Below are 21408 nucleotides of genomic sequence, written 5' to 3' on the forward strand. Positions count from 1 at the left end.
GGCGAGGGCTGCTAGCATCCGGGGCTCGTTTGTTCCGGAGCCCATCGATGAGCCAAGCCCCCGCCTCCACGCCCGTCGCCCCGCGCGGCTGGGTCGTCCGCGCCCTGGACCGGGTCGAGAAGATCGGCAACAAGCTGCCCGACCCGGCCATCCTGTTCCTGCTGCTGATGGTGGCGGTGTGGGTGGTCTCCTGGTGGCTGTCGGGCGTGTCCTTCGAAGCCGTCGACCCGCGCACCGGCAACCCCATCCAGGTCAAGAACCTGCTCGAGGGCACGGCGCTGACCGCCTTCGCCTCGTCCATGGTCAACACCTTCGTCACCTTCCCGCCCCTGGGCGTGGTGCTGGTGGCGATGCTGGGCCTGGGCGTGGCCGAGCACACGGGCTTCATCTCGGCCGCGCTGCGCGCCGCGCTGTCGGTGACCCCGCGCATGCTGCTCACCCCGGCCCTGATCGGCGTGGGCATCCTGAGCCACATCGCCGTCGACGCCGGCTACGTGCTGGTGATCCCGCTGGGCGCGGTGATCTTCTACGCCGCCGGCCGGCATCCGCTGGCGGGCATCGCCGCGGCCTTCGCCGGCGTCTCGGGCGGCTTCTCGGCCACCATGGGCATCCCCAGCAGCCTCGACCCGCTGCTCTCGGGCCTGACCCAGACCGCCGCGCACCTCACCGACCCGTCGGTGACGGTGAACCCGCTCAACAACTTCTTCTTCACCACCGCCTCGAGCGTGCTGATCATCCTGGTGGGCTGGTTCCTCACCGACCGCATTATCGAGCCGCGCCTGCGCGGCACGCCGGTGGACGGCGACGCCTCGCAGATGCCCAAGCTCGACCCGCTGGCAGCCGGCGAGAAGAACGGCCTGGTCTGGGCCGGCGCGGCGATGGGCGTCACGGCGCTGCTGTTCCTGCTGACCCTGCTGCCCGAGGCCTCGCCCTGGCGCGCGCCGGAGGGCACGCCGCTGCTGCCCGGCCAGAGCAACCTGCTGGTGGCCCAGGCGCCGCTGATGCAGTCGATCGTGCCGCTGATCTTCATCTTCTTCCTGGTGCCGGGCGTGGTCTACGGCATGGTTTCGGGCACGGTGAAGACGCATCGCGACGTGGTACAGGGCATGGCCAAGGCGATGAGCGGCATGGGCTACTACATCGTGATGGCCTTCTTCTGCGCCCAGTTCATCTGGGCCTTCGGCCAGAGCAACCTCGGCGCGCTGATCGCGGTGGAAGGCGCCGGTGGCCTGCGCGCGCTCGGCCTGCCGACCTCGGTGACGCTGATCGGCATCATCCTGCTCACCGCTTCGGTGAACCTCCTGATCGGCTCGGCCTCGGCCAAGTGGGCGCTGATCAGCGCGATCATGGTGCCGATGCTGATGGAGCTGGGGGTGTCGCCCGACCTCACCCAGGCCGCCTACCGCGTGGGCGATTCCACCACCAACATCATCACCCCGCTGCTGCCCTACTTCCCGCTGATCGTGGTGTTCTGCCAGCGCTACGTGAAGTCCTCGGGCATCGGCACGCTGCTGGCGCTGATGCTGCCGTATTCGATCACCCTGATGGTGACCTGGACGGCCTTCCTGATTGGCTACTGGGCCCTGGGCCTGCCGCTGGGGTTCGGCGCCAGCTACACCTATCCCATCGGCGGCTGAGACGGAACCGCTCGTCGCTTGTCCCCAGCGCCCCGGCCCCGGCCGGGGCGCTTTCGTTTGACGGGCTTGGCCCGCACCGGTTACACCTTGCCGGCCCCGTGGCCGGCCCGGCGCTGGCCCGGGGGCGCAAAACCACCATAACAACGACATTCCAGGGGAGAGACCGCATGAGCGGTGCCGCCAAGCAAGACCACGACTTCACGCCGCCGCCTGGTGGCGAGTTCCTCGGCCATCCCAAGGCCCTGTGGAACCTGTTCGGCACGGAGTTCTGGGAGCGCTTCATGTACTACGGCATGCGCGCCATGCTGGCGGTGCACGTGGCGGCCGCGTTTTTCGCGCACCTCGGCCCGGGCGCCGACGCGCAGGCCTCGGTCACCTACGGCGGTTTCACCTCGCTGGTCTACATGACCGGCATCCTCGGCGGCTTCGTCGCCGACCGCATCCTCGGCTACCAGCGCTCGATCATGCTCGGCGGCGTGCTGATGGCGATCGGCAGCTACATGCTGATGGCGCCCGACCTGACGACCTTCGTCATGGGCCTGGCGGTGCTGGTGGTGGGCAACGGCCTGTTCAAGCCCAACATCTCGACCATGGTCGGCAAGCTCTACGCGCCGGGCGATGCCCGCCGCGACTCGGGCTTCACCATCTTCTACATGGGCATCAACGCCGGCGCGCTGGTCGCGCCCATCGTCTGCTCGGCCTGGATCGGCGCCACCTACGGCTACCGCTGGGGCTTCTTCGCCGCCGGCACCGGCATGCTGCTGGGCCTGGTGATGTTCCAGGTGCTCAAGGCCTGGCTGGGCCGCGTCGGCACCGCGCCGGAAGGCGCCGAGGGCTATGGCCCGATGGCCAAGGTCGCCATCGGTGCGGTCCTGCTGGCCATCCCGGCCTACTTCCTGCTCGACGTGAGCTGGCAGAACGAGTTCGCCGCGCGCTTCGCCGAAGGCAGCGCGCTGGGCTGGGTGTTCGGCACCTTCGGCCTGCTGGGCCTGATCCTGGTGCTGATGCTGGTCGGCCTGGCGGCCTATTTCGTCACCAGCGGCATCCGCAGCGGCGAGCGCGTGCAGATGCAGCGCTACATCGCGATGCTGATCCTGTTCGCGGCCAACATCCTGTTCTGGGCGCTGTTCGAGCAGGCCGGTTCGTCGCTCAACTTCCTGGCCCGCGATTACGTGGACATGCCGACGGTGTTCGGCACCACCGTGCACTTCACCATCTTCCAGTCGGTCAACCCGGTCTTCATCATCCTGCTGGCGCCGGTGTTCGCCTGGCTGTGGGTGCGCCTGGACCGCGCCGACTGGAACCCGTCGATCCCGCGCAAGTTCGCCTTTGGCCTGGCCGGCGCCGCGCTCGGCTTCTGGGTGCTGGTGTTCGCCATCGAGCAGATGGCCACCGAGACCGGCCGCATCAGCTGGATCTGGCTGACCCTGACCTACCTGCTGCACACCATGGGCGAGCTGTGCCTGTCGCCGATCGGCCTGGCCATGGTCACCAAGCTGGCCGCGCCGCGCGAGACCGGCCTGGCCATGGGTGGCTGGTTCCTGTCGATCGCGATGGCCAACTACGTCGCCGGCCTGCTGGCGGCCGAAGCCGCCGGTGGTGGCGCCGAGGCCGGTGGTGGCCTGGCGCAGTACGCGATGGTGTTCGACCAGCTGTTCCTGCTGGGCATCGTCATCGCCGTGCTGTTCTTCCTGGCCGCGCCGCTGATCAACAAGCTCATGCACGGCGTGAAGTAAGCCGCGCATGAGCCAGGTCCCGACCGCCGTGTTGCCGCGTCCGACGCCGCTTTATCGCTGGCTGGTGCTGCTGTTCGCCAGCCTGGCGATGTTCGGCAACTACTACGTCTACGACGCGCTCAACCCGGTCGTGGACCTGCTGCGCAACCCGGAGTCGGGCCTGGGCCTGAGCTACCAGCAGATCGGCATGCTCTCGACGGCGTACACCGTCGCGGCGCTGCTGGTGCTGCTGGCCAGCGGCTACGTGATCGACCGGTTCGGCGCGCGCCGGGCCATCGTCGCCTTCGCCGCGCTGTGCGTGCTGGCGGCGGCGGTCAGCGCCTCGGCGCAGAGCTTCCCGACGCTGATGGCCGGGCGCTTCATGCTCGGCCTGGGCGCCGAGCCGCTGATCGTCGCGATCACGGCCGTGCTGGCCAAGTGGTTCAAGGGCAAGGAGCTGGGCTTCGCCTTTGGCATCAACCTGTCGATCGCGCGCCTGGGCTCGGCCTCGGCCGACTGGTCGCCGTCGTTCGCCGAGCCGCTGTATTCAAACTGGCACGACCCGCTCTGGCTGGCCACCGGCATCATGGCGGCCGGCGTGGGCGCGGCGCTGCTGTATTTCTTCATGGAAAAGCGCGCCGAGGGCCGCTTCGACCTGGGCGAGGCCGGCGAAACCGACCGGCTCGAGCTGCGCGGCATGTTCCGCTTCAGCCCCTCGTACTGGTACATCGTGGCGCTGTGCGTGGTGTTCTACTCGGCGGTGTTCCCGTTCCGCAGCTTCGCCATCGACTACTTCCAGCAGGCGCACGGCCTGAGCCGCGAGGCGGCGGGCATCCTCAGCAGCCTGCTGCCTGTGGCGGCCATCATCGCCACGCCGCTGTTCGGGCTGTGGGTGGACCGCGTGGGGCGGCGCTCGCTGTTCATGGCGGTGGGTTCGCTGGTGATGCTGCCGCTGTTCCTGGCCGTCACCTACCTGCCGCCGGGGCCGACCATCAACGTGGTGATCCCGCTGATCGGCAGCGGCGAGATGCCGCTGACCCTGCTGGTGGCGATGCTGCTCTTCGGCGGCGTGTTCTCGCTGGTGCCGGCGGTGATGTGGCCTTCGGTGGCCTACATCGTCGAGGCGCGCCGGCTGGGCGCGGCCTATGCGCTGATGACCTTCTGCCAGCAGATCGGCTGGACGGTGGTGCCGCTGGTCGTGGGCTACCTCAACGATCGCTACCAGGCCGGCCCGCAGAACCCGGGCGGCTACGCGGCCAGCATGTGGGTCTACACCACGCTGGGCGCGCTGGGCCTGTTCTTCGCCTGGCGCCTGTGGGCCGCCGAGCGCGGCCCGGGCGGCCACGGCCTCGAAACGGTGACCACCCGCAGCAGCGGGTGATGCCTTTGCTTCACGGCAAATGGCGCAGGTCCGGCAAATACTTCTCCAGCGAGCCGGTGTTCACCGCCACCACGCGTTCGCCGCGATTGAGCAGTCCGCGGTCGAGCAGCTGGGGCAGGGCGGCGAGGCAGGCGGCGCCCTCGGGCGAGATCCAGTGTCGGCGCTCGCGCCACACCGTTGAAAGCTCGCGCGCGGTGTCGGCTTCCGACACCGCGACCGCCGCGCCGCCGCTGGCGCGGATGATCTGCAGCACGCGGAACTGGCCGACGCCCGCGGGCACGTTCAGGCCTGTGGAGATCGTGGGGCCGGTCTGGGGCAGGGCGTGGGTGTCGTCGGCGCCCTCGTCGAAGGCGCGCACCAGCGGCGTGGTCACCTCCGACTGCACGCAGATCATGCGCGGGCGGCGTGAATCGACCAGGCCGAGGGCCTCGAGTTCGTCGAAGGCCTTCCACATGCCCAGCACGCCGGTGCCGCCGCCGGTGGGATAGACGATGGCGTCGGGCAGCGACCAGCGGGTTTCGCCCGGCGGCGGCTCGGCCAGCTCCAGGCCCAGCGTTTTCTTCCCCTCGATGCGCCAGCCCGGCTCCTGGAAGGTGGCGCAGTTGAACCAGCCCTTGGGCCAGTAATCGGCCTTCAATTTGGCGGCCGCCTCGCGGATGGTGCCTTTCACCAGCTCCAGGTGGATGCGGCCCGGGTGCAGGCGCGTCATCGCCGCCACCTGGCCCAGGATGGGCATCGGCGTGTCGTCGGGCATGGCCACCACCACGTCGAGCCCGCCGGCCAGGCCGTAGCGCACCAGCGAATCGCCGGCATTGCCCTGGGTCGGCACGGCCAGCCGCCTGAGGCCGGCGCGGCGGGCCATCGCCACCACCATCGCCATGCCGCGGTCCTTGAAGCTTTGCGTGGGGTTGGCGCCGTAGCCGGGATGGGCGCGTCCTTCGTCCTTGAGCTGCAGGCGCAGGCCGGCGGCGCGCGCGATCGGGTGGTCGGCGTAATCGAGCAGCGGCGTGTGGCCTTCGCCCAGCGCGACGATGTGCGCGGCATCGGTCGGGTCGGTGATGTCCAGCGGCATCAGCGCGCCGAAGCGCCACATGTCCCGGCGGCGTGGGTCGTACCAGGCGGCGCCCGGCTTCTCGCGCGCCAGGCGCTCGAGGTCGAGCACCATCTGCACCGGGCGGCCGTCGGCCGGGTCGAGGTTCATCGGTGGCTCGAGGGGGTATTCGATGCCCGAGCCGATGCCGCGCAAGCAACGCAGGTAACCCATGCCGTTTCTCCCAGTGTCCTGTCAGGCCCGCGTCGCCGCCTCGCGCTCTTCCATCAGGTCCAGCAGCCGGAACAGCGCCGCCCGCTGGGTCTCGTCCAGGCCCTCGAGCAGGCGGCGCTGGTAGGCCAGGGCCATCGGCGCCACGTCCTCGTAGATGGCCCGGCCAGCCGGGCTCAGGCGCAGCACCGAGCGGCGCCGGTCGTCGCCGTGGGTCTCGCGCTCGATCCGCCCGGCCGCCAGCAGCGAGGCCACGGCGCGGCTCACGGCCACCTTGTCCATGGCGGTGCGGTCGGCCACTTCCCGTGCCGAGAGGCCGTCGCGGCGGCCCAGCACGGCCAGCACCCGCCATTCGGTGATGCCCAGGCCGAAGCGGTCGGCATAGAGGCTGGCGATGTCCTGGCTGATCCGGTTCGACAGCACGGAGAGCCGGTAGGGCAGGAAGTGCTCGAGGTCGAGGATGTCCCGATCAGGCATTGCGGCACCGCGACTTGCAAATGGTTTCAGGTGAAACTATAACGGACGCCTTTCCCCCTGCAAGCGGCACCCCCGGAGGACCCCCGATGAGCGCGCAACCGAACCTGGGCATGCAGCCCACCACCTTCGAAAACCCGATGGGCATCAACGGCTTCGAGTTCGTCGAGTTCGCCGCCCCGGCGGGCCGCGGCGAGTCGATGGCCGCCTACCTGCGCAACCTCGGCTTCACCGCAGTCGCCAAGCACAAGCGCCGCCCGATCACCCTGTTCCGCCAGGGCACCATCAACTTCCTGCTCAACGAGCAGGCCGATTCCTTCGCCTCCGACTTCGCGGCCCAGCACGGCCCCTCGGCCTGCGGTTTCGCGATCCGGTTCAAGAAGTCCTCGCAGCAGGTGCTCGAGCACGTGCTGGCCAACGGCGGCGAGCGCCAGGACCACCGCGCCGAGACCCGCGCCGTGGACGCGCCGGTGATCAAGGGCATCGGCGACTGCATGCTCTACCTGATCGACGACGCCCGCGCCGACCTCTACGCCGACTACGAGCCGCTGCCGGGCGTGGACCAGCACCCGAAGGGCTTTGGCCTGACCTTCATCGACCACCTCACCCACAACCTGTTCATGGGCAACATGCAGAAGTGGTCGGACTACTACGAGCGGCTGTTCAACTTCCGCGAGATCCGCTACTTCGACATCAAGGGCGCCAAGACCGGCCTGCTGTCGAAGGCGATGACGGCCCCGGACGGCGTGGTGCGCATCCCGCTCAACGAATCGAGCGACGAGAAGAGCCAGATCAACGAATACCTGCGCGAGTACAAGGGCGAGGGCATCCAGCACATCGCCCTGTTCACCGACGACATCTATTCGTCGGTGGAGGCGATGCACCAGGCCGGCGTGAAGTTCCTCGACACCCCCGACACCTATTTCGAGGTGATCGACCAGCGCATCCCCAACCACGGCGAGGACGTGGCCCGCCTGCGCAAGAACTCGATCCTGATCGACGCCGACATGGAGACCAAGCAGCGCAAGCTGCTGCAGATCTTCACCCAGAACGCCTTCGGCCCGATCTTCTTCGAGATCATCCAGCGCAAGGGCAACGAGGGCTTCGGCGAGGGCAATTTCCAGGCCCTGTTCGAGTCCATCGAGCGCGACCAGATGCGCCGCGGCGTGCTGTAACCCCAAGGGGCGGAACCCGACGATGAGCCTGACGTACCTGAGTGGGTTTGGGAACGAGTTCGCGACCGAGGCGCTGCCGGGGGCATTGCCCGAGGGCCGCAACTCGCCGCAGCGCTGTCCGTATGGCCTTTACAACGAGCAGATCAGCGGCACGGCGTTCACCGCGCCGCGGCACAGCAACCGCCGCACCTGGATGTACCGCATCCGGCCGGCGGCCATGCACGGCCCGTTCTCGGAGCTGGCGCACGCCACCTTCCACAACGACTTCGGCCACGGCCCGGTCACGCCCGACCAGCTGCGCTGGAGCCCGCTGCCGATGCCCTCGGCGCCCACCGACTGGCTCGACGGCCTCTACACCATGGCCGGCAACGGCGGCGCCGGCTGGGGCGGCCTGGGCGTGCACCTGTACGTGGCCAACAAGGACATGGACGGGCGCTACTTCTACGACGCCGACGGCGAGCTGCTGATCGTCCCGCAGCAGGGCCGCCTGCGCATCGCCACCGAGCTGGGCGTGCTGGAGGTCGGGCCGCAGGAGATCGCGCTGATCCCGCGCGGCATCCGCTTCAGCGTCTCGCTGCCCGACGGCAGCGCGCGCGGCTACGTGTGCGAGAACTTTGGCGCCATGTTCAAGCTGCCCGACCTGGGCCCGATCGGCAGCAACGGCCTGGCCAACCCGCGTGATTTCCTCACGCCGGTGGCCGCGTACGAAGACCGCGAGGGCGCCTTCGAGCTGGTGGGCAAGTTCCAGGGCAGCCTCTGGCGCGCCGACCTCGGCCACAGCCCGCTGGACGTGGTGGCCTGGCACGGCAACTATGCGCCCAGCAAATACGACCTGCGCCGCTTCAACACCATCGGCTCGATCAGCTACGACCACCCGGACCCGTCGATCTTCCTGGTGCTGCATTCGCCCAGCGACAGCGAGGGCGTGAGCAACATCGACTTCGTGATCTTCCCGCCGCGCTGGCTGGTGGCCCAGGACACCTTCCGTCCGCCGTGGTTCCACCGCAACATCGCCAGCGAGTTCATGGGCCTGGTGCACGGCGCCTACGACGCCAAGGCCGAGGGTTTCGTGCCCGGCGGCAGTTCGCTGCACAATTCCATGAGCGGCCACGGGCCGGATGCGGCCACCTTCGAGAAGGCCACCACGGCCGACCTCTCGAAGCCCGACGTCATCAAGGACACCATGGCCTTCATGTTCGAGTCGCGCAACGTCATCCGCCCCACCGCCCAGGCGCTGGCCGGCGGCCACCGCCAGCGCGACTACCAGGCCTGCTGGCAGGGCCTGGGCAAGCATTTCGACCCGGGCAAGCGCTGATCGGCACGCCCCACAGGAGACACGGATGAAGCTCGGATCCCTCAAGGAAGGCGGCCGCGACGGCACGCTGGTGGTGGTTTCCAAGGACCTCTCGCGCGCGGTGAAGGCCACCGGCATCGCGCCGACGATGCAGCGCGCGCTGGAGGATTGGTCCAACGCCGCGCCGCGCCTGAACGCCGTGTACGAGGCGCTCGAGGCCGGCACGCCGGAAACCATCAACGGCGAACCGGTGTTCGCCGTGGACTTCGCCCAGCTGGCTGCGCCGCTGCCGCGCGCCTACGAGTTCGTCGACGGCAGCGCCTACCTGCCGCACGTGGCGCGCGTGCGCAAGGCGCGCGGCGCCGAGGTGCCCGAGAGCTTCTACACCGATCCGCTGATGTACCAGGCCGTGAGCGCCGGCTTCTACGGCCCGCGCGATCCGGTGCTGGTGGCCGACGAGGCCTACGGCATCGACCTCGAGGCCGAGGTGGTCGTCATCACCGACGACGTGCCGCAGGGCGCCTCGCCGGCGCAGGCCGCGCAGCACATCCAGCTGGTGGGCCTGGTCAACGACGTCTCGCTGCGCAACCTGATCCCGAACGAGCTGGCCAAGGGCTTCGGCTTCCTGCAGTCCAAGCCGCGCTCGGCGCTGAGCCCGGTGTTCGTCACCCCCGACGAGCTCGGCGAGGCCTGGCAGGGCAACAAGGTGCACCTGCCGCTGGTGACCCACATCAACGGCAAGTGGTTCGGCGCCCCGGAAGCGGGCGTGGACATGCAGTTCGACTTCGCCCAGCTGGTGGCGCACGCGGCCAAGACCCGCCCGCTGTCGGCCGGCACGATCGTCGGCTCGGGCACGGTGGCCAACGAGGACACCTCGCTGGGCGCCAGCTGCTTCGCCGAGCAGCGCACGGTCGAGGCCCTGCGCGACGGCAAGCCCAGCACGCCGTTCATGTCCTTCGGCGACACGGTGCGCATCGAGATGAAGGCCCGCGACGGCAGCGACATCTTCGGCGCCATCGAGCAGCGCATCACCAAAGCCTGACCCGACCCTGCAGGAGCGCCTTCAGGCGCGAGGCCCTTCCTTGCCACAGGCAAAGGCAAAAGATTCGCGCCTGAAGGCGCTCCTACACAGAAGGCCCGGCCCGGGCGTATGCTTGGGCCACCCATGGGAGGGCAGGGGGCTGGCGGCATGAATTCGGGCTCGATCCGGCTGTATTCCTACTGGCGCTCCAGCGCCGCCTACCGCGTGCGCATCGCGCTCAACCTCAAGGGCCTGCCCTACGAGACGGTGCCCGTGCACCTGGCCCGCGACGGCGGCGAGCAGCACAAGCCGCCCTTCAGCGACCTCAACCCCCAGGAACTGGTGCCGGTGCTGCTGCACGGCAACCGCATCCTGCGCCAGTCGATGGCGATCATGGAGTACCTGGACGAGACCTGGCCGAACGCGCCGCTGATGCCGGCCACCGCCCGCGACCGCCAGCGCGTGCGCGCCCTGGCCCAGGTGATCGCCTGCGACATCCACCCGCTCAACAACCTGCGCGTGCTGCAGTTCTTCGAGCACACCTGGAACGTGCCGCAGGCCGAACGCGAGGCCTGGGTGCGGCACTGGATCCAGGCCGGCTTCGAGGCGCTCGAGACCACGCTGTGCGACAACCCGTCCACCGGCACCTACTGCGACGGCGAAGTGCCGACGATGGCCGACTGCTGCCTGGTGCCGCAGGTCTATAACGCCAGTCGCTTCGGCGTGGACATGGCGCCCTACCGGACGCTGCGGCGCATCAACGAAGCCTGCCTGGCGCTTGAGGCCTTCGACGCCGCCCGGCCGGAAAACCAGCCGGACGCCCCCGCCGCCTGCTGAGCCGGGCTCAGAAGCCCTGGGATTCCTGCGTGCCGCCGTACATGTCGGCGTAGGGGTCGTGCTCGCCCGTGGCGCCTTCCGAGAGGCGGATCTTCAGGGCCAGGCCGTCGCGCGAGTCGGCCTTGCGCAGCGCCTCCTCGAGGTCGACCTTGCCTTCCTTGTAGAGCCGGAACAGCGACTGGTCGAAGGTCTGCATGCCTTCCTGCAGCGACTTGTCCATCGCGTCCTTGATTTCGTGCACCTCGCCGCGGCGGATCAGGTCGCGGATCATCGGGGTGTTGATCAGGATCTCCGCCGCAGGCAGGCGCTTGCCGTCCTTGCCGATGACCAGGCGCTGGCTGATGACCGCCTTGAGGTTGAGCGAGAGGTTCATCAGCACGTTCTTGTGGGCCGACTCCGGGAAGAAGTTCAGGATGCGGTCCAGGGTCTGGTCGGCGTTGTTCGAGTGCAGCGTGGCCAGGCACAGGTGGCCGGTCTCGGCGAAGGCGATGGCCGATTCCATGGTGACGGCGTCGAGGATCTCGCCGATCAGGATGACGTCCGGCGCCTCGCGCATGGCGTTCTTGAGCGCGTTGTGGAAAGCGTGGGTGTCCAGGCCCACCTCGCGCTGGTTGACGATGGACTTCTTGTGCCGGTGCAGGAACTCGATCGGATCCTCGATGGTGAGGATGTGGCCGGTGGTGCTGGCGTTGCGGTGGTCGATCATGGCCGCGAGCGTGGTGGACTTGCCCGAGCCGGTCGAGCCGACCACCAGCACCAGGCCACGCTGCTCCATCACGATGTCCTTGAGCACGTTCGGCAGCTTGAGCTGGTCGATGCTCGGGATCTCGGACTTGATGGCGCGGATGACCATGCCCACTTCGCCGCGCTGCTTGAACACGTTGACGCGGAAGCGGCCGGTGTCCTTGACCGCGATGGCCATGTTGAACTCGAGGTCGCGCTCGAAGGCCGGGACCTGGCCCTCGTCCATCAGCGAGTAGGCGATCTTCTTGACCATGCCGGCCGGCAGGCCGGTATTGCCGAGCGGATAAAGCTTGCCCTCGACCTTGATGTAGACGGGCGCGCCGGTGGTCAGGAACATGTCCGACGCGTTCTTTTCCGTCATCAGCTTCAGGAAATAGCCGATGTCCATGTCAGTATCCTTGGATCCCCTGGTTCGGTCCCGATGGGCCGGCCGGCAGGGCTACAATGACCCCGTCGCAACGCCAACCCGCGAACCCGCCTTATGACACTATCCTCGCGAAAAATCCATCTTGCGCTGGCCGTTCTGCTGGCCATTCCAATGTTCGCGACCGCCAGCGAGGTCGACATGGCGATGGCCGCGGCCGAACGCGCGGTCGTGGCCGCCGAGGCCGCGCAGCCGCGCGGGCAGGCCGCCCAGGCGCTCGAGCAGGCCCGCCGCCAGTGGCAGGCCGCGCAGGCCGCCCGCCGCAAGGCCGACAAGCTGCGTTTCGCCGAGGCCGCCGCCGCCAACGCCGACCTCGCGCACGCCCGTGCCCGCCTCGATGCGGCCCGCGAAGAGGTCGACAGCCGCGCCGCGCGCAACGCCGACCTGCGCCGCCGGCTGCTGGTCAACCCGGAGCGCCGCCCATGATCCTCCGTCTCCTAGCCGTGCTGGCCCTGTCCCTGTCGCTGGCGCTGCCGGCGGCCGCGCAGAACGACCACGAACGCGCCGTCGCCGCGCTGTCGTCGGAGCTGCAGGCCCTCGAGGCCGACCCGTCCCTGGGCCCGCTGGCCCGGCTCGAGCGCCTGCAGGCGCGCCAGGCCGTGGCCGAGGCCGGTGCCGCCCGTCGCAGCGATCGCGAGCACAAGCTGGCCCTGGCCGGCGTGCGCATCGAGGCCGCGCGCCTGGCCGCCGAGGCCGAACTGCTGGCCGCCCAGGCCGAGCAGCTCGACCGCGAGCGCGACCAGATCATGATCGAGTCCAGCCGGCTCGAGGCCGAGCGCGCCCGCCGCGAGTCCGAGCGCCTGCGCCTGCAGGCCATGGCCCGCGAGGAGGCCCTGCAGCGCGAGCTCGAGCAGTCCGAGGCCGACCGCACCGCCGCCGTGCAGCAGGCCCAGGCCGAGACCGAGCAGGCCCGCAAGCTGGCCGCCGCCCGCGCCCGCGAGGCCGAGCTGGCGCGCCGCGAGGCCGAACTGGCCGCCGCCATCGCCGCCGACGAGATCACCGACGCCGCGCCCCCGCCGATGCGCCGCGACGGCAACCGACGCATCTACACCCTGTCGGGCAATGCCTTCGCCAGCGGCAGCGCCAGCCTCACCGGCGAGGCCCAGGCCAGCCTGCGGGCCCTGGCCGGCCAGCTCGGCAGCGGCCAGGTCAGCATCGAGGGCCACACCGACAGCCAGGGCGCCGACGCCGCCAACCAGGCGCTGTCGCAGCGCCGGGCCGAGGCCGTGCGCCGCGTGCTGGAGGAGGCCGGGGTGGCCCCGGGCCGCCTCAAGGCCGTGGGCCGGGGCAAGAGCCAGCCTGTCGCCGACAACGGCACGGCCGACGGGCGGGCCCGCAACCGGCGCGTCGAGATCATCGTAAACTGAATAAAAACAAATAGTTGCGTCGGGACTTGCGACCCCCGGGGAGGGGGAGTAGGTTCGGAGTCCCGGGGGCCCACGCCGCCGGGATCACCGAGCCAGGCCGATGAAAGCAGACCTCGCCCCCGCCGATTGCGCCGCCTCCCGAACGGAAGCGGGCGCGTCGTGTGGAGGCGCCGCCCGCGAAAGCGACCTGACCTTTGTCTCAATCCGCGCGCCCTGGCCGATCCCGGCCGGGGCGTTCGCGTTTCTGGAGGAGGTCAATCCGATGTTTGAAGGGCAACCGCAGCACGAACTCGAGGCGCTGATGAAGAGCGATCCGGAATTCCGGCAGCTCTACCACCGGCATCGCGAACTGGACAAGCAGGTGCTGGACGCCGAACTGGGCGTGCTGCCGCTGGACGACAACACGCTCTCGCGCATGAAGCGCGAGAAGCTCAACGCCAAGGACCGCCTGACGCGCATGTTCGACAGGCGACGACACTGAGTTCCGTCGCGGCGGCGGCGGCCCACCTCGTCGGGTCGCCGCCGCCCGCATTTCCCGGCCGCGCCGGGCGGGCTGCTAGAATCGAGGCCCCTCTTTTCCCCCGGTTCCCTGCATGGCGGCCCACCAGAACGTACTCGAGCTGATCGGCAACACGCCGATGGTCAAGGCCCAGCACCTCGACACCGGGCTGTGCGAGCTCTACCTCAAGCTCGAGTGCACGAACCCGGGCGGATCGATCAAGGACCGCATCGGCCTGAAGATGATCGAGGCCGCCGAGGCCCGCGGCGATCTCAAGCCCGGCGCCCTGATCGTCGAGGGCACCGCCGGCAACACCGGCATCGGCCTGGCCCTGGTGGCCCAGCAGAAGGGCTACCGGCTGCTGCTGGTCGTGCCCGACAAGATGAGCCGCGAGAAGATCTTCAACCTGCGCGCCATGGGCGCCGAGGTCGTGCTCACCCGTTCGGACGTGGCCAAGGGCCACCCCGACTACTACCAGGACATGGCCGCGCGCATCGCCGCCGAGACCCCGGGCGCCTACTTCATCAACCAGTTCGGCAACCCCGACAACCCGGCCGCGCACGAGCAGGGCACCGGCCCGGAGATCTGGGCGCAGATGGACGGCGACATGGACGCCATCGTGTTCGGCTGCGGCAGCTCGGGCACCATGACCGGGCTCTCGCGCTTCTTCGCCAGGGCCGCGCCGCACGTCGAGCTGGTGCTGGCCGACCCGGTGGGCTCCATCCTCACCCAGTACATCAACGAGGGCGTGCTGAGCACCAAGTCCGGCAGCTGGATGGTCGAGGGCATCGGCGAGGATTTCCTGCCGGACATCTCCGACTTCAGTCGCGTGAAGAAGGCCTACGCCATCTCCGACAAGGAAAGCTTCCTGGCCGGCCGCGAGCTGCTGGTCAAGGAAGGCGTGCTCGGCGGCAGCTCCAGCGGCACCCTGCTGGCGGCGGCGCTGAAGTACTGCAAGGAGCAGACGACCCCCAAGAAGGTGGTGGTGTTCGTCTGCGACACCGGCAACAAGTACCTCTCGAAGATGTACAACGACTACTGGATGCTCGACAACGGCTTCCTCGAGCGTCCGCAGCACGGCGACCTGCGCGACCTGATCCTGCGCCCGTACGCGCAGCGCGACACCGTGGTCGTCGGCCCGAACGACACCCTGCACGTCGCCTACCAGCGCATGAAGATGTACGACGTCTCGCAGCTGCCGGTGATGGACGGCGAGAAGATCGTCGGCATCGTCGACGAATCCGACGTGCTGCTGCACGTGTACGGCAACGAGCCGCGGTTCAAGGACAGCGTGGCCAGCGCCATGGTCAGCCAGCTCAACGTACTGCCCGTCACCTCCCCGATGGAGTCGCTGCTGCCGGTGTTCGAGCGCGGCCAGGTGGCCATCGTGGTGGACGGGCCGAAGTTCCTCGGCCTGATCACCCGCATCGACCTGCTCAACTACCTGCGCCGGCGGGTGCAGTAAGGCGATGCAGGTCCGTCATCCCGACCGGGGGCCCGCGCAGGACGCGAGCGACGGCATCGCCGTCGTCATCCCCTGCTTCCGGGTCAGTCGCCACGTGCTCGGCGTGATCGCCGCCATCGGGCCGGAAGTTTCCCGCATCTACGTGGTGGACGACGCCTGCCCCGAGGGCACGGGCGAGCGGGTCCGGGCCGAATGCAGGGACCCGCGGGTGCAGGTGCTGCGCAACGCGTCCAACCAGGGCGTTGGCGGCGCGGTGCTGGCCGGCTACGCCGCCGCCATCGCCGACGGCGCCCGGGTGATCGTCAAGATCGATGGCGACGGCCAGATGGACCCCGGCCTGCTGCCGGCCTTCGTCGCGCCGATCCTGGCCGGCGAGGCCGACTACACCAAGGGAAACCGCTTCTACGACCTCGAGAACATCGGCCGCATGCCCGGCCTTCGCTTGTTCGGCAATGCCGCGCTGTCGTTCATGGCCAAGATCTCGACCGGCTACTGGGACGTGTTCGACCCCACCAACGGCTACACCGCCATCCACGCCGACGTGGCCCGGCTGCTGCCGGCCGGCCGGATCAGCAAGCGCTATTTCTTCGAAACCGACATGCTGTTCCGGCTCAACACCGTGCGCGCCGTGGTGGTGGACGTGCCGATGGACGCGCACTACGGCGACGAGGTGAGCAACCTGCGCATCTCGCGCGTCCTGGGCGAGTTCCTGTTCAAGCACGTGCGCAACTTCGGCAAGCGCATCTTCTACAACTATTTCCTGCGCGATCTCTCGGTGGCCTCGCTCGAGCTGGTGGTCGGTTCGGCGATGCTTGGCTTCGGCGTCGTGTTCGGCAGCTGGCAGTGGTGGCACTCGGCCCAGGCGGGCGTGTCCACGCCGACGGGCACGGTGATGCTGGCGGCGGTGCCGGTGATCCTGGGCCTGCAGTTCCTGCTGGCCTTCCTGGGCTACGACATCGCCTCGGTGCCGCGGCGGCCGCTGTGGCCGGCCCGCGCGCTCGCCCACGCAAGGCGGCCATGAGGCGGCTGGCGCAAAGCCAGGCCCTGCGCCAGGGCGGCGCGTACGGCATCGTCGGACTGGTGCAGCTGCTGGTCGACTGGCTGGCCTACGTGCTGCTCACCTGGGCCGGCGTGCCGGTGGCCGCCGCGAATGTCGCGGCGCGTGCCTGCGGCGCCACGCTGGGCTTCACCCTCAACGGCGCCTACACCTTCCGCGGCGACGAGGGTGCCCGGCTGGGCTGGCCCCGGCTGCTGAAGTTCCTGGCCGTCTGGGGCGCGATGACGGTGCTGAGCACGCTGGCGATGGCCGGTATCGAGGCCAAGCTCGGGCTCGGCGCGTCCTGGCTGGCCAAGCCGCTGGTCGACCTGGCGCTGGCGGTGCTGAGCTTCCTGGCCTCGCGCCACTGGATCTACCGATGATCGAGACCCGGACCAGCGCCAGCCCGATGGCCATGCTCGGCTCGCTGCACCGGCATCGCGAGCTGATCCTGGCGCTGGTGCGGCGCGAGGTGCTCGGCCGCTACCGCGGCTCGGTGCTGGGGTTGGCGTGGTCCTTCCTGCACCCGCTGTTCATGCTCGCCGTCTACACCTTCGTCTTCTCGGTCGTGTTCCAGGCCCGCTGGCCGGGGGGCGGCGATTCGCGGGTGGAGTTCGCGCTGGTGCTGTTCACCGCGCTGCTGGCCTTCAACCTGTTCGCCGAGTGCGTTTCGCGTTCGCCGGGCCTGGTGCTGGGCAATCCCAACTACGTCACCAAGGTGGTGTTTCCGCTCGAGGTGCTGCCGGTGGTGTCGCTGCTGTCGGCGCTCTTCCACGCGGCGGTGGGCCTGCTGATCTGGATGGGTTTCCACCTCGCGGTGCGCGGCGTGCCGCCGGCCACGGCCCTGCTGCTGCCGCTGGCGCTGGCGCCGCTGCTGCTGCTCACGCTCGGGCTGTCGTGGTTCCTGGCGTCGCTGGGCGTGTTCCTGCGGGACGTGTCGCAGGTGGTCGGCGTGCTCACGACCACGCTGATGTTCATGACGCCGATCTTCTACGCGGTGTCGGCGGTGCCGCCCGAGTACCAGGCCGTGATGCTGGCCAACCCGCTGACGCCGGTCATCGAGCAGGTGCGCGGCGTGATGCTCTGGGGGCAGGGGCTGGACTGGCCGGCGTGGGGGCTGCAGATGCTGCTGTCCTCGCTGCTGGCCTGGGCCGGCTTCGCCTGGTTCCAATCCACGCGCAAGGGCTTCGCCGATGTCCTCTGACGACGCGGTCATCGTCGCACGGGGCCTGTCGAAGGCCTACCAGGTGTATGCGAGCCCGCGCGCCCGCCTGCAGCAGTTCCTCCTGCCGCGGCTGCGGCGCCTCGCGGGCCTGCCGCCGCGCAACCACTACCGCGACTTCCACGCCCTGCGCGGCATCGACCTGAGCGTCGGCCGCGGCGAGACGGTGGGCATCATCGGCCGCAACGGCTCGGGCAAGTCCACCCTGCTGCAGCTGATCTGCGGCACGCTCACGCCCAGCGGCGGCAGCGTGTCGGTGCGGGGCCGGGTGGCGGCGCTGCTGGAGCTGGGCTCGGGCTTCAACCCCGAATTCAGCGGGCGCGAGAACGTGTTCCTCAACGGCGCGCTGCTTGGGCTCAGCCGCCGCGAGGTCGAGCAGCGCTTCGATGCCATCGCCGCGTTCGCCGACATCGGCGAGTTCATCGACCAGCCCACCAAGACCTATTCCTCCGGCATGGTGGTGCGCCTGGCTTTCGCGGTGGCCATCCATGTCGACCCGGACCTGCTGGTGGTGGACGAGGCGCTGGCCGTCGGCGACACCGCCTTCCAGCAAAAATGCCTGCAGCGCATCCGCCGCCTGCAGGACCAGGGCGTGTCGATCCTGCTGGTGACGCATTCGACCAACACCCTGATCGAGTACTGCGACCGCGGCGTCTACCTGCGCCGCGGCCAGCTGGTGATGGACGGCCCCTGCCGCGAAGTGGTGAAGGCCTACGGCGACGACCTGCTGGCCGAGGAGGGCGCGATCGGGGTCGTGGTGGCGGCGGAGCCCGAGCCCGGGCTGCAGGCGCCGACGCCGCCGGCGGAGCGCGCGCAGGCCGACGCGGGTGCGTCCGTCGCCGTGCCGGCGCCGGCGCCGCACGCGATCCTGCAGATCGAACAGGTGGCCCTGCTCGACGCGGACGGCCGGCCCGCGGCGACGGTTCGCTCGGGTGATCCCATCGAAGTCCTGGTCGACCTGCGCGTGCACGAGCCGGTCGCGCAGCCGTGTTTCGGGATCCAGCTCTCGAGCACCGACGGCATCGTCCTGTGGAGCGCCACCACCCAGCAGCTGGCCAGCACGCTGGCGCCGATGGCGCCGGGCCGGCACCGCTTCCGCTGGCGGCTGCAGGCGAATTTCTCGGGCAATCGCTACGTGGTGGCGATCGGCGCCGGCGAAATCGTCGGCGGTGAATACAAGCGCCGGCACCGGCTCGACTATGCCGGGCATTTCGACGTGATCCCCGAGCCGCGCAGCGGCGGCGGCTGGCTGGCGCCGAAGCCTTCCTTCGCGCTGCTGCCGGCCGCCGGTGCAGGAGAGGGCGATGGCGGCTGAGCGCGTGCTCGTGGGTGGCTGGTACGGCGCGGGCAACCTCGGCGACGAGATGCTGCTCGACCTGTTCATCCGCTGGTGCCGCGAGCAAGGCGCGGAGCCAACCGCGATAAGCATCGACGCACCGGCGACACGGCGGCTGCACGGCATCGCCGCCGTGGACATCTTCGACCTCGATGGCGTGCTCGGGGCCATGCGCGATGCCGACCTGTTCGCACTCGGCGGCGGTGGCCTGCTGCAGACGCACCACAATTTCACCCTCGGCGCACTCTACGACTTCACTGCCGCCGACATCGGCAGCTACGTACGCCCGATGCTGATGGCCCGCCAGTTGGGCGTCCCCACGCTTTTCTGGGCCCAGGGCCTCGGGCCGCTGGAGGGCGACGAGCCGCGCGCGGTCGTGCGCGACCTGCTTTCGTGGGTCGGGCATGCGAGCCTGCGTGACGATGATTCGCTGGCGCTGGTGCGCGAACTGGGCTGCGAGAGGGCGTTCCCGGTGGCGCCGGATCCGGCCTGGGCCTGGCCGCTGCCCGATACCGTGGCGCGGGCGCCCGGCGGGGCGCGCCGGATCGCCATCGTGCCGCGCAGCTGGGACACGGCCCCGGCGTGGTCGGATCATTTCCTGGGCGCGTTGCGCCATCGCCTCGCCCCGGGCGAAGCATCGATCGTGTGGATGGTGAGCCAGGCCAACGCCGTGCCCGGCCGCGCCTCCGACGACCTGGACTTCATCCGCTCGATGATGGAACGACTGGGCGGGGAGTACGAGCAGTCGCTGCAGATCCATGCGTCCCCCTCCGACTGGGCCTCCACCCTGGCCGGCTGCGACGCGGCCATCGTGATGCGCATGCACGCCCAGGTCCTGGCGCTGCGGCTGGGCCTGCCGGTGCTGGCCATCGAATACGACCCCAAGATGGCCGTCGTGTCGTCCGACGCGGGACTGAAGGACGCGCATCGCGTCAGCGTTGGCTCGCCACCCGAAGCCTGGGAGCATCACCTCGCCGACTGGCTTTCCGCGCCAGCGATGGCCGCGGCTTCGCCTTCGCCGGCGGTTGCCGCGCTCGCGAGCCGGGCCCTGGTGCATCGGGGCGTGCTCCACGCCGCCCTGGCCGCCGCCCATCCCGGCCGGGGCACGCAGCCCTCGTGGCGCTCGGAGGGCGTGGACTGGATCGGCGCCTGGCGCCGCGCCGCGCTCGAAGCCGAGCTGGCCAGGACCCGGGTGCGGATGGCAGAACTCTCGCAGCGCCTCGGCGACGCCGAAGCGGAGCTGGCGCGCCTGCGCGGACCCTGAACGGGCCGCTGCAGGCGGGGTCGTATAATGGCGGCCACTGCCGCCCGCCCCCCGCGCGCCGCCCATCCTTATCCCCCGATTCGAGGACGTTTCAATGAGCCCAGACCGCCACGGCATCGGCACCCGCGCCATCCACGCCGGCCAGAGCCCCGATCCGAGCACCGGCGCGGTGATGACGCCCATCTACGCCACCTCCACCTACGTGCAGTCCAGCCCGGGCGTGCACCAGGGCTTCGAGTATTCGCGCAGCCACAACCCCACGCGCTTCGCCTACGAGCGCTGCGTGGCCGACCTCGAGGGCGGCAGCCGCGGCTACGCCTTCGCCTCGGGCCTGGCCGCCACCTCCACGGTGCTCGACCTGCTCGACTCGGGCAGCCACGTGATCTGCATGGACGACGTCTACGGCGGCACCTACCGCCTGTTCGAGCGCGTGCGCCGCCGCAGCGCCGGCCTGGACTTCAGCTTCGTCGACCTCGACGACCTGGCCGCGGTGGAAGCCGCGGTTCGCCCGGAAACGAAGCTGATCTGGTGCGAAACGCCGACCAACCCGATGCTCAAGCTGGTCGACATCGCCCGCCTGGCCGAGTTCGCCCGCAAGCGCGGCATCTGGCTGGCGGTGGACAACACCTTCAGCTCGCCGATCCTGCAGCGCCCGCTCGAGCTCGGCGCGCACCTGGTGATGCACTCGGCCACCAAGTACCTCAACGGCCACAGCGACATCGTCGGCGGCATGGTGGTGGTGGGCGACGACGCCGAGCTGGCCGAGAAGATGGGCTTCCTGCAGAACGCCGTCGGCGGCGTGCAGGGTCCCTTCGACAGCTTCCTGGCGCTGCGCGGCCTCAAGACCCTGCACCTGCGCATGAAGGCGCACTGCGCCAACGCGCTCGAGCTGGCGCAGTGGCTCCAAACCCACCCGGCGGTGGAGAAGGTGATCTACCCCGGCCTGGCCTCGCATCCGCAGCACGCGCTGGCGAAGAAGCAGATGCACGGCTTCGGCGGCATGGTCAGCATCGTGCTCAAGGGCGGCTTCGAGGCCGCGAAGCGTTTCTGCGAGCGCACCGAGCTGTTCGCGCTGGCCGAGTCGCTCGGCGGCGTGGAAAGCCTGGTCAACCACCCGGCCATCATGACCCACGCCTCGGTGCCGCCGGAGCGCCGCGCCGCGCTCGGCATCTCCGACGCACTGGTGCGCCTGAGCGTCGGCGTCGAGGACGTGGCCGACCTGCGTGCGGAGCTCGAACGGGCGCTGGCCTGAGCCC

The 21408-nt window shown here is 69.8% G+C and carries 20 protein-coding genes; 17 read left to right on the forward strand and 3 right to left on the reverse strand.

Going from position 1 to position 21408, the window contains the following annotated elements; genetic code table 11:
* Positions 1 to 47 precede the first annotated feature (47 nt).
* From ABS41_RS03755 to ABS41_RS03765, 3 genes are all read left to right on the forward strand, one after another.
* Positions 48 to 1637: an AbgT family transporter gene (locus tag ABS41_RS03755; protein ID WP_290590793.1), complete on the forward strand. Its 1590-nt coding sequence runs from the start codon at positions 48 to 50 to the stop codon at positions 1635 to 1637.
* Positions 1638 to 1804: 167 nt separating this feature from the next.
* A complete protein-coding gene (locus tag ABS41_RS03760) occupies positions 1805 to 3373 on the forward strand; it encodes an oligopeptide:H+ symporter (RefSeq protein ID WP_290590796.1) in 1569 nt (522 codons plus the stop codon).
* Positions 3374 to 3380: 7 nt separating this feature from the next.
* Entirely contained in the window at positions 3381 to 4733 is a 1353-nt protein-coding gene (locus ABS41_RS03765; RefSeq protein ID WP_290590799.1) for an MFS transporter, read from the forward strand.
* Between the two features lie 10 nt (positions 4734 to 4743).
* Here ABS41_RS03765 and ABS41_RS03770 read toward each other — a convergent pair whose 3' ends face one another.
* Positions 4744 to 5997 carry a threonine synthase gene (locus ABS41_RS03770; RefSeq protein WP_290590802.1) on the reverse strand — a complete coding sequence of 418 codons (1254 nt, stop codon included), beginning with the start codon at positions 5995 to 5997 and terminating at the stop codon, positions 4744 to 4746.
* A 21-nt stretch (positions 5998 to 6018) separates the two neighbouring features.
* Positions 6019 to 6471 carry a MarR family winged helix-turn-helix transcriptional regulator gene (locus ABS41_RS03775; protein ID WP_290590805.1) on the reverse strand — a complete coding sequence of 151 codons (453 nt, stop codon included), beginning with the start codon at positions 6469 to 6471 and terminating at the stop codon, positions 6019 to 6021.
* Between the two features lie 86 nt (positions 6472 to 6557).
* Here ABS41_RS03775 and hppD point away from each other — a divergent pair, with 86 nt between their 5' ends.
* The 4 genes from hppD to maiA all read left to right on the forward strand — a co-directional run bounded on the left by hppD (position 6558) and on the right by maiA (position 10795).
* Complete coding sequence (gene hppD, locus ABS41_RS03780; protein WP_290590808.1) at positions 6558 to 7643, forward strand: 4-hydroxyphenylpyruvate dioxygenase; 1086 nt, start codon at positions 6558 to 6560, stop codon at positions 7641 to 7643.
* A 22-nt stretch (positions 7644 to 7665) separates the two neighbouring features.
* Positions 7666 to 8958: a homogentisate 1,2-dioxygenase gene (hmgA, locus tag ABS41_RS03785; RefSeq protein ID WP_290590811.1), complete on the forward strand. Its 1293-nt coding sequence runs from the start codon at positions 7666 to 7668 to the stop codon at positions 8956 to 8958.
* Between the two features lie 25 nt (positions 8959 to 8983).
* Complete coding sequence (locus ABS41_RS03790) at positions 8984 to 9979, forward strand: fumarylacetoacetate hydrolase family protein (RefSeq protein ID WP_290590814.1); 996 nt, start codon at positions 8984 to 8986, stop codon at positions 9977 to 9979.
* 147 nt (positions 9980 to 10126) lie between these two features.
* Complete coding sequence (maiA, locus tag ABS41_RS03795) at positions 10127 to 10795, forward strand: maleylacetoacetate isomerase (protein WP_290590817.1); 669 nt, start codon at positions 10127 to 10129, stop codon at positions 10793 to 10795.
* A gap of 7 nt (positions 10796 to 10802) precedes the next feature.
* Here maiA and ABS41_RS03800 read toward each other — a convergent pair whose 3' ends face one another.
* Positions 10803 to 11927 (reverse strand): PilT/PilU family type 4a pilus ATPase, encoded by a 1125-nt coding sequence (locus ABS41_RS03800; protein ID WP_290590820.1) that lies wholly within the window; start codon positions 11925 to 11927, stop codon positions 10803 to 10805.
* A gap of 150 nt (positions 11928 to 12077) precedes the next feature.
* Here ABS41_RS03800 and ABS41_RS03805 point away from each other — a divergent pair, with 150 nt between their 5' ends.
* The 10 genes from ABS41_RS03805 (at position 12078) to ABS41_RS03850 (ending at position 21404) form a co-directional block, all read left to right on the forward strand.
* Entirely contained in the window at positions 12078 to 12389 is a 312-nt protein-coding gene (locus ABS41_RS03805) for a hypothetical protein (protein WP_290590823.1), read from the forward strand.
* A complete protein-coding gene (locus ABS41_RS03810; protein WP_290590826.1) occupies positions 12386 to 13330 on the forward strand; it encodes an OmpA family protein in 945 nt (314 codons plus the stop codon). The genes ABS41_RS03805 and ABS41_RS03810 overlap by 4 nt, the downstream gene beginning before the upstream one ends.
* Before the next feature lie 262 nt (positions 13331 to 13592).
* A complete protein-coding gene (locus ABS41_RS03815; RefSeq protein WP_290590831.1) occupies positions 13593 to 13811 on the forward strand; it encodes a YdcH family protein in 219 nt (72 codons plus the stop codon).
* Positions 13812 to 13923: 112 nt separating this feature from the next.
* Complete coding sequence (locus ABS41_RS03820; RefSeq protein ID WP_290590834.1) at positions 13924 to 15294, forward strand: pyridoxal-phosphate dependent enzyme; 1371 nt, start codon at positions 13924 to 13926, stop codon at positions 15292 to 15294.
* 4 nt (positions 15295 to 15298) lie between these two features.
* The gene (locus ABS41_RS03825; RefSeq protein ID WP_290590837.1) at positions 15299 to 16315 is read left to right on the forward strand and encodes a glycosyltransferase family 2 protein; all 1017 of its coding nucleotides are present in this window, start codon (positions 15299 to 15301) and stop codon (positions 16313 to 16315) included.
* Entirely contained in the window at positions 16312 to 16713 is a 402-nt protein-coding gene (locus ABS41_RS03830; protein WP_290590840.1) for a GtrA family protein, read from the forward strand. The genes ABS41_RS03825 and ABS41_RS03830 overlap by 4 nt, the downstream gene beginning before the upstream one ends.
* A complete protein-coding gene (locus ABS41_RS03835) occupies positions 16710 to 17534 on the forward strand; it encodes an ABC transporter permease (protein ID WP_290590843.1) in 825 nt (274 codons plus the stop codon). Before ABS41_RS03830 ends, ABS41_RS03835 begins: the two co-directional genes overlap by 4 nt.
* The gene (locus ABS41_RS03840; RefSeq protein WP_290590846.1) at positions 17524 to 18867 is read left to right on the forward strand and encodes an ABC transporter ATP-binding protein; all 1344 of its coding nucleotides are present in this window, start codon (positions 17524 to 17526) and stop codon (positions 18865 to 18867) included. The genes ABS41_RS03835 and ABS41_RS03840 overlap by 11 nt, the downstream gene beginning before the upstream one ends.
* The gene (locus ABS41_RS03845; protein ID WP_290590850.1) at positions 18857 to 20152 is read left to right on the forward strand and encodes a polysaccharide pyruvyl transferase family protein; all 1296 of its coding nucleotides are present in this window, start codon (positions 18857 to 18859) and stop codon (positions 20150 to 20152) included. The genes ABS41_RS03840 and ABS41_RS03845 overlap by 11 nt, the downstream gene beginning before the upstream one ends.
* 94 nt (positions 20153 to 20246) lie before the next feature.
* Entirely contained in the window at positions 20247 to 21404 is a 1158-nt protein-coding gene (locus tag ABS41_RS03850; protein ID WP_290590853.1) for a cystathionine gamma-synthase, read from the forward strand.
* Positions 21405 to 21408: the final 4 nt, after the last annotated feature.

Origin of the sequence: Arenimonas sp. SCN 70-307 (assembly GCF_001724815.1) — a bacterium.
Taxonomy (GTDB): Bacteria; Pseudomonadota; Gammaproteobacteria; order Xanthomonadales; family Xanthomonadaceae; genus Arenimonas.

Excerpts from the sequence above, each read along its gene's own strand:
- hppD (WP_290590808.1), top strand. The coding sequence starts at position 6,558 with ATGAGCGCGCAACCGAACCTGGGCATGCAGCCCACCACCTTCGAAAAC.
- ABS41_RS03815 (WP_290590831.1), top strand. The coding sequence starts at position 13,593 with ATGTTTGAAGGGCAACCGCAGCACGAACTCGAGGCGCTGATGAAGAGC.
- ABS41_RS03770 (WP_290590802.1), bottom strand. The coding sequence starts at position 5,997 with ATGGGTTACCTGCGTTGCTTGCGCGGCATCGGCTCGGGCATCGAATAC.
- ABS41_RS03825 (WP_290590837.1), top strand. The coding sequence starts at position 15,299 with ATGCAGGTCCGTCATCCCGACCGGGGGCCCGCGCAGGACGCGAGCGAC.
- ABS41_RS03760 (WP_290590796.1), top strand. The coding sequence starts at position 1,805 with ATGAGCGGTGCCGCCAAGCAAGACCACGACTTCACGCCGCCGCCTGGT.
- ABS41_RS03810 (WP_290590826.1), top strand. The coding sequence starts at position 12,386 with ATGATCCTCCGTCTCCTAGCCGTGCTGGCCCTGTCCCTGTCGCTGGCG.
- ABS41_RS03850 (WP_290590853.1), top strand. The coding sequence starts at position 20,247 with ATGAGCCCAGACCGCCACGGCATCGGCACCCGCGCCATCCACGCCGGC.
- ABS41_RS03755 (WP_290590793.1), top strand. The coding sequence starts at position 48 with ATGAGCCAAGCCCCCGCCTCCACGCCCGTCGCCCCGCGCGGCTGGGTC.
- ABS41_RS03790 (WP_290590814.1), top strand. The coding sequence starts at position 8,984 with ATGAAGCTCGGATCCCTCAAGGAAGGCGGCCGCGACGGCACGCTGGTG.
- ABS41_RS03805 (WP_290590823.1), top strand. The coding sequence starts at position 12,078 with ATGTTCGCGACCGCCAGCGAGGTCGACATGGCGATGGCCGCGGCCGAA.
- ABS41_RS03765 (WP_290590799.1), top strand. The coding sequence starts at position 3,381 with ATGAGCCAGGTCCCGACCGCCGTGTTGCCGCGTCCGACGCCGCTTTAT.
- hmgA (WP_290590811.1), top strand. The coding sequence starts at position 7,666 with ATGAGCCTGACGTACCTGAGTGGGTTTGGGAACGAGTTCGCGACCGAG.
- ABS41_RS03845 (WP_290590850.1), top strand. The coding sequence starts at position 18,857 with ATGGCGGCTGAGCGCGTGCTCGTGGGTGGCTGGTACGGCGCGGGCAAC.
- ABS41_RS03835 (WP_290590843.1), top strand. The coding sequence starts at position 16,710 with ATGATCGAGACCCGGACCAGCGCCAGCCCGATGGCCATGCTCGGCTCG.
- maiA (WP_290590817.1), top strand. The coding sequence starts at position 10,127 with ATGAATTCGGGCTCGATCCGGCTGTATTCCTACTGGCGCTCCAGCGCC.
- ABS41_RS03820 (WP_290590834.1), top strand. The coding sequence starts at position 13,924 with ATGGCGGCCCACCAGAACGTACTCGAGCTGATCGGCAACACGCCGATG.
- ABS41_RS03830 (WP_290590840.1), top strand. The coding sequence starts at position 16,312 with ATGAGGCGGCTGGCGCAAAGCCAGGCCCTGCGCCAGGGCGGCGCGTAC.
- ABS41_RS03775 (WP_290590805.1), bottom strand. The coding sequence starts at position 6,471 with ATGCCTGATCGGGACATCCTCGACCTCGAGCACTTCCTGCCCTACCGG.
- ABS41_RS03840 (WP_290590846.1), top strand. The coding sequence starts at position 17,524 with ATGTCCTCTGACGACGCGGTCATCGTCGCACGGGGCCTGTCGAAGGCC.
- ABS41_RS03800 (WP_290590820.1), bottom strand. The coding sequence starts at position 11,927 with ATGGACATCGGCTATTTCCTGAAGCTGATGACGGAAAAGAACGCGTCG.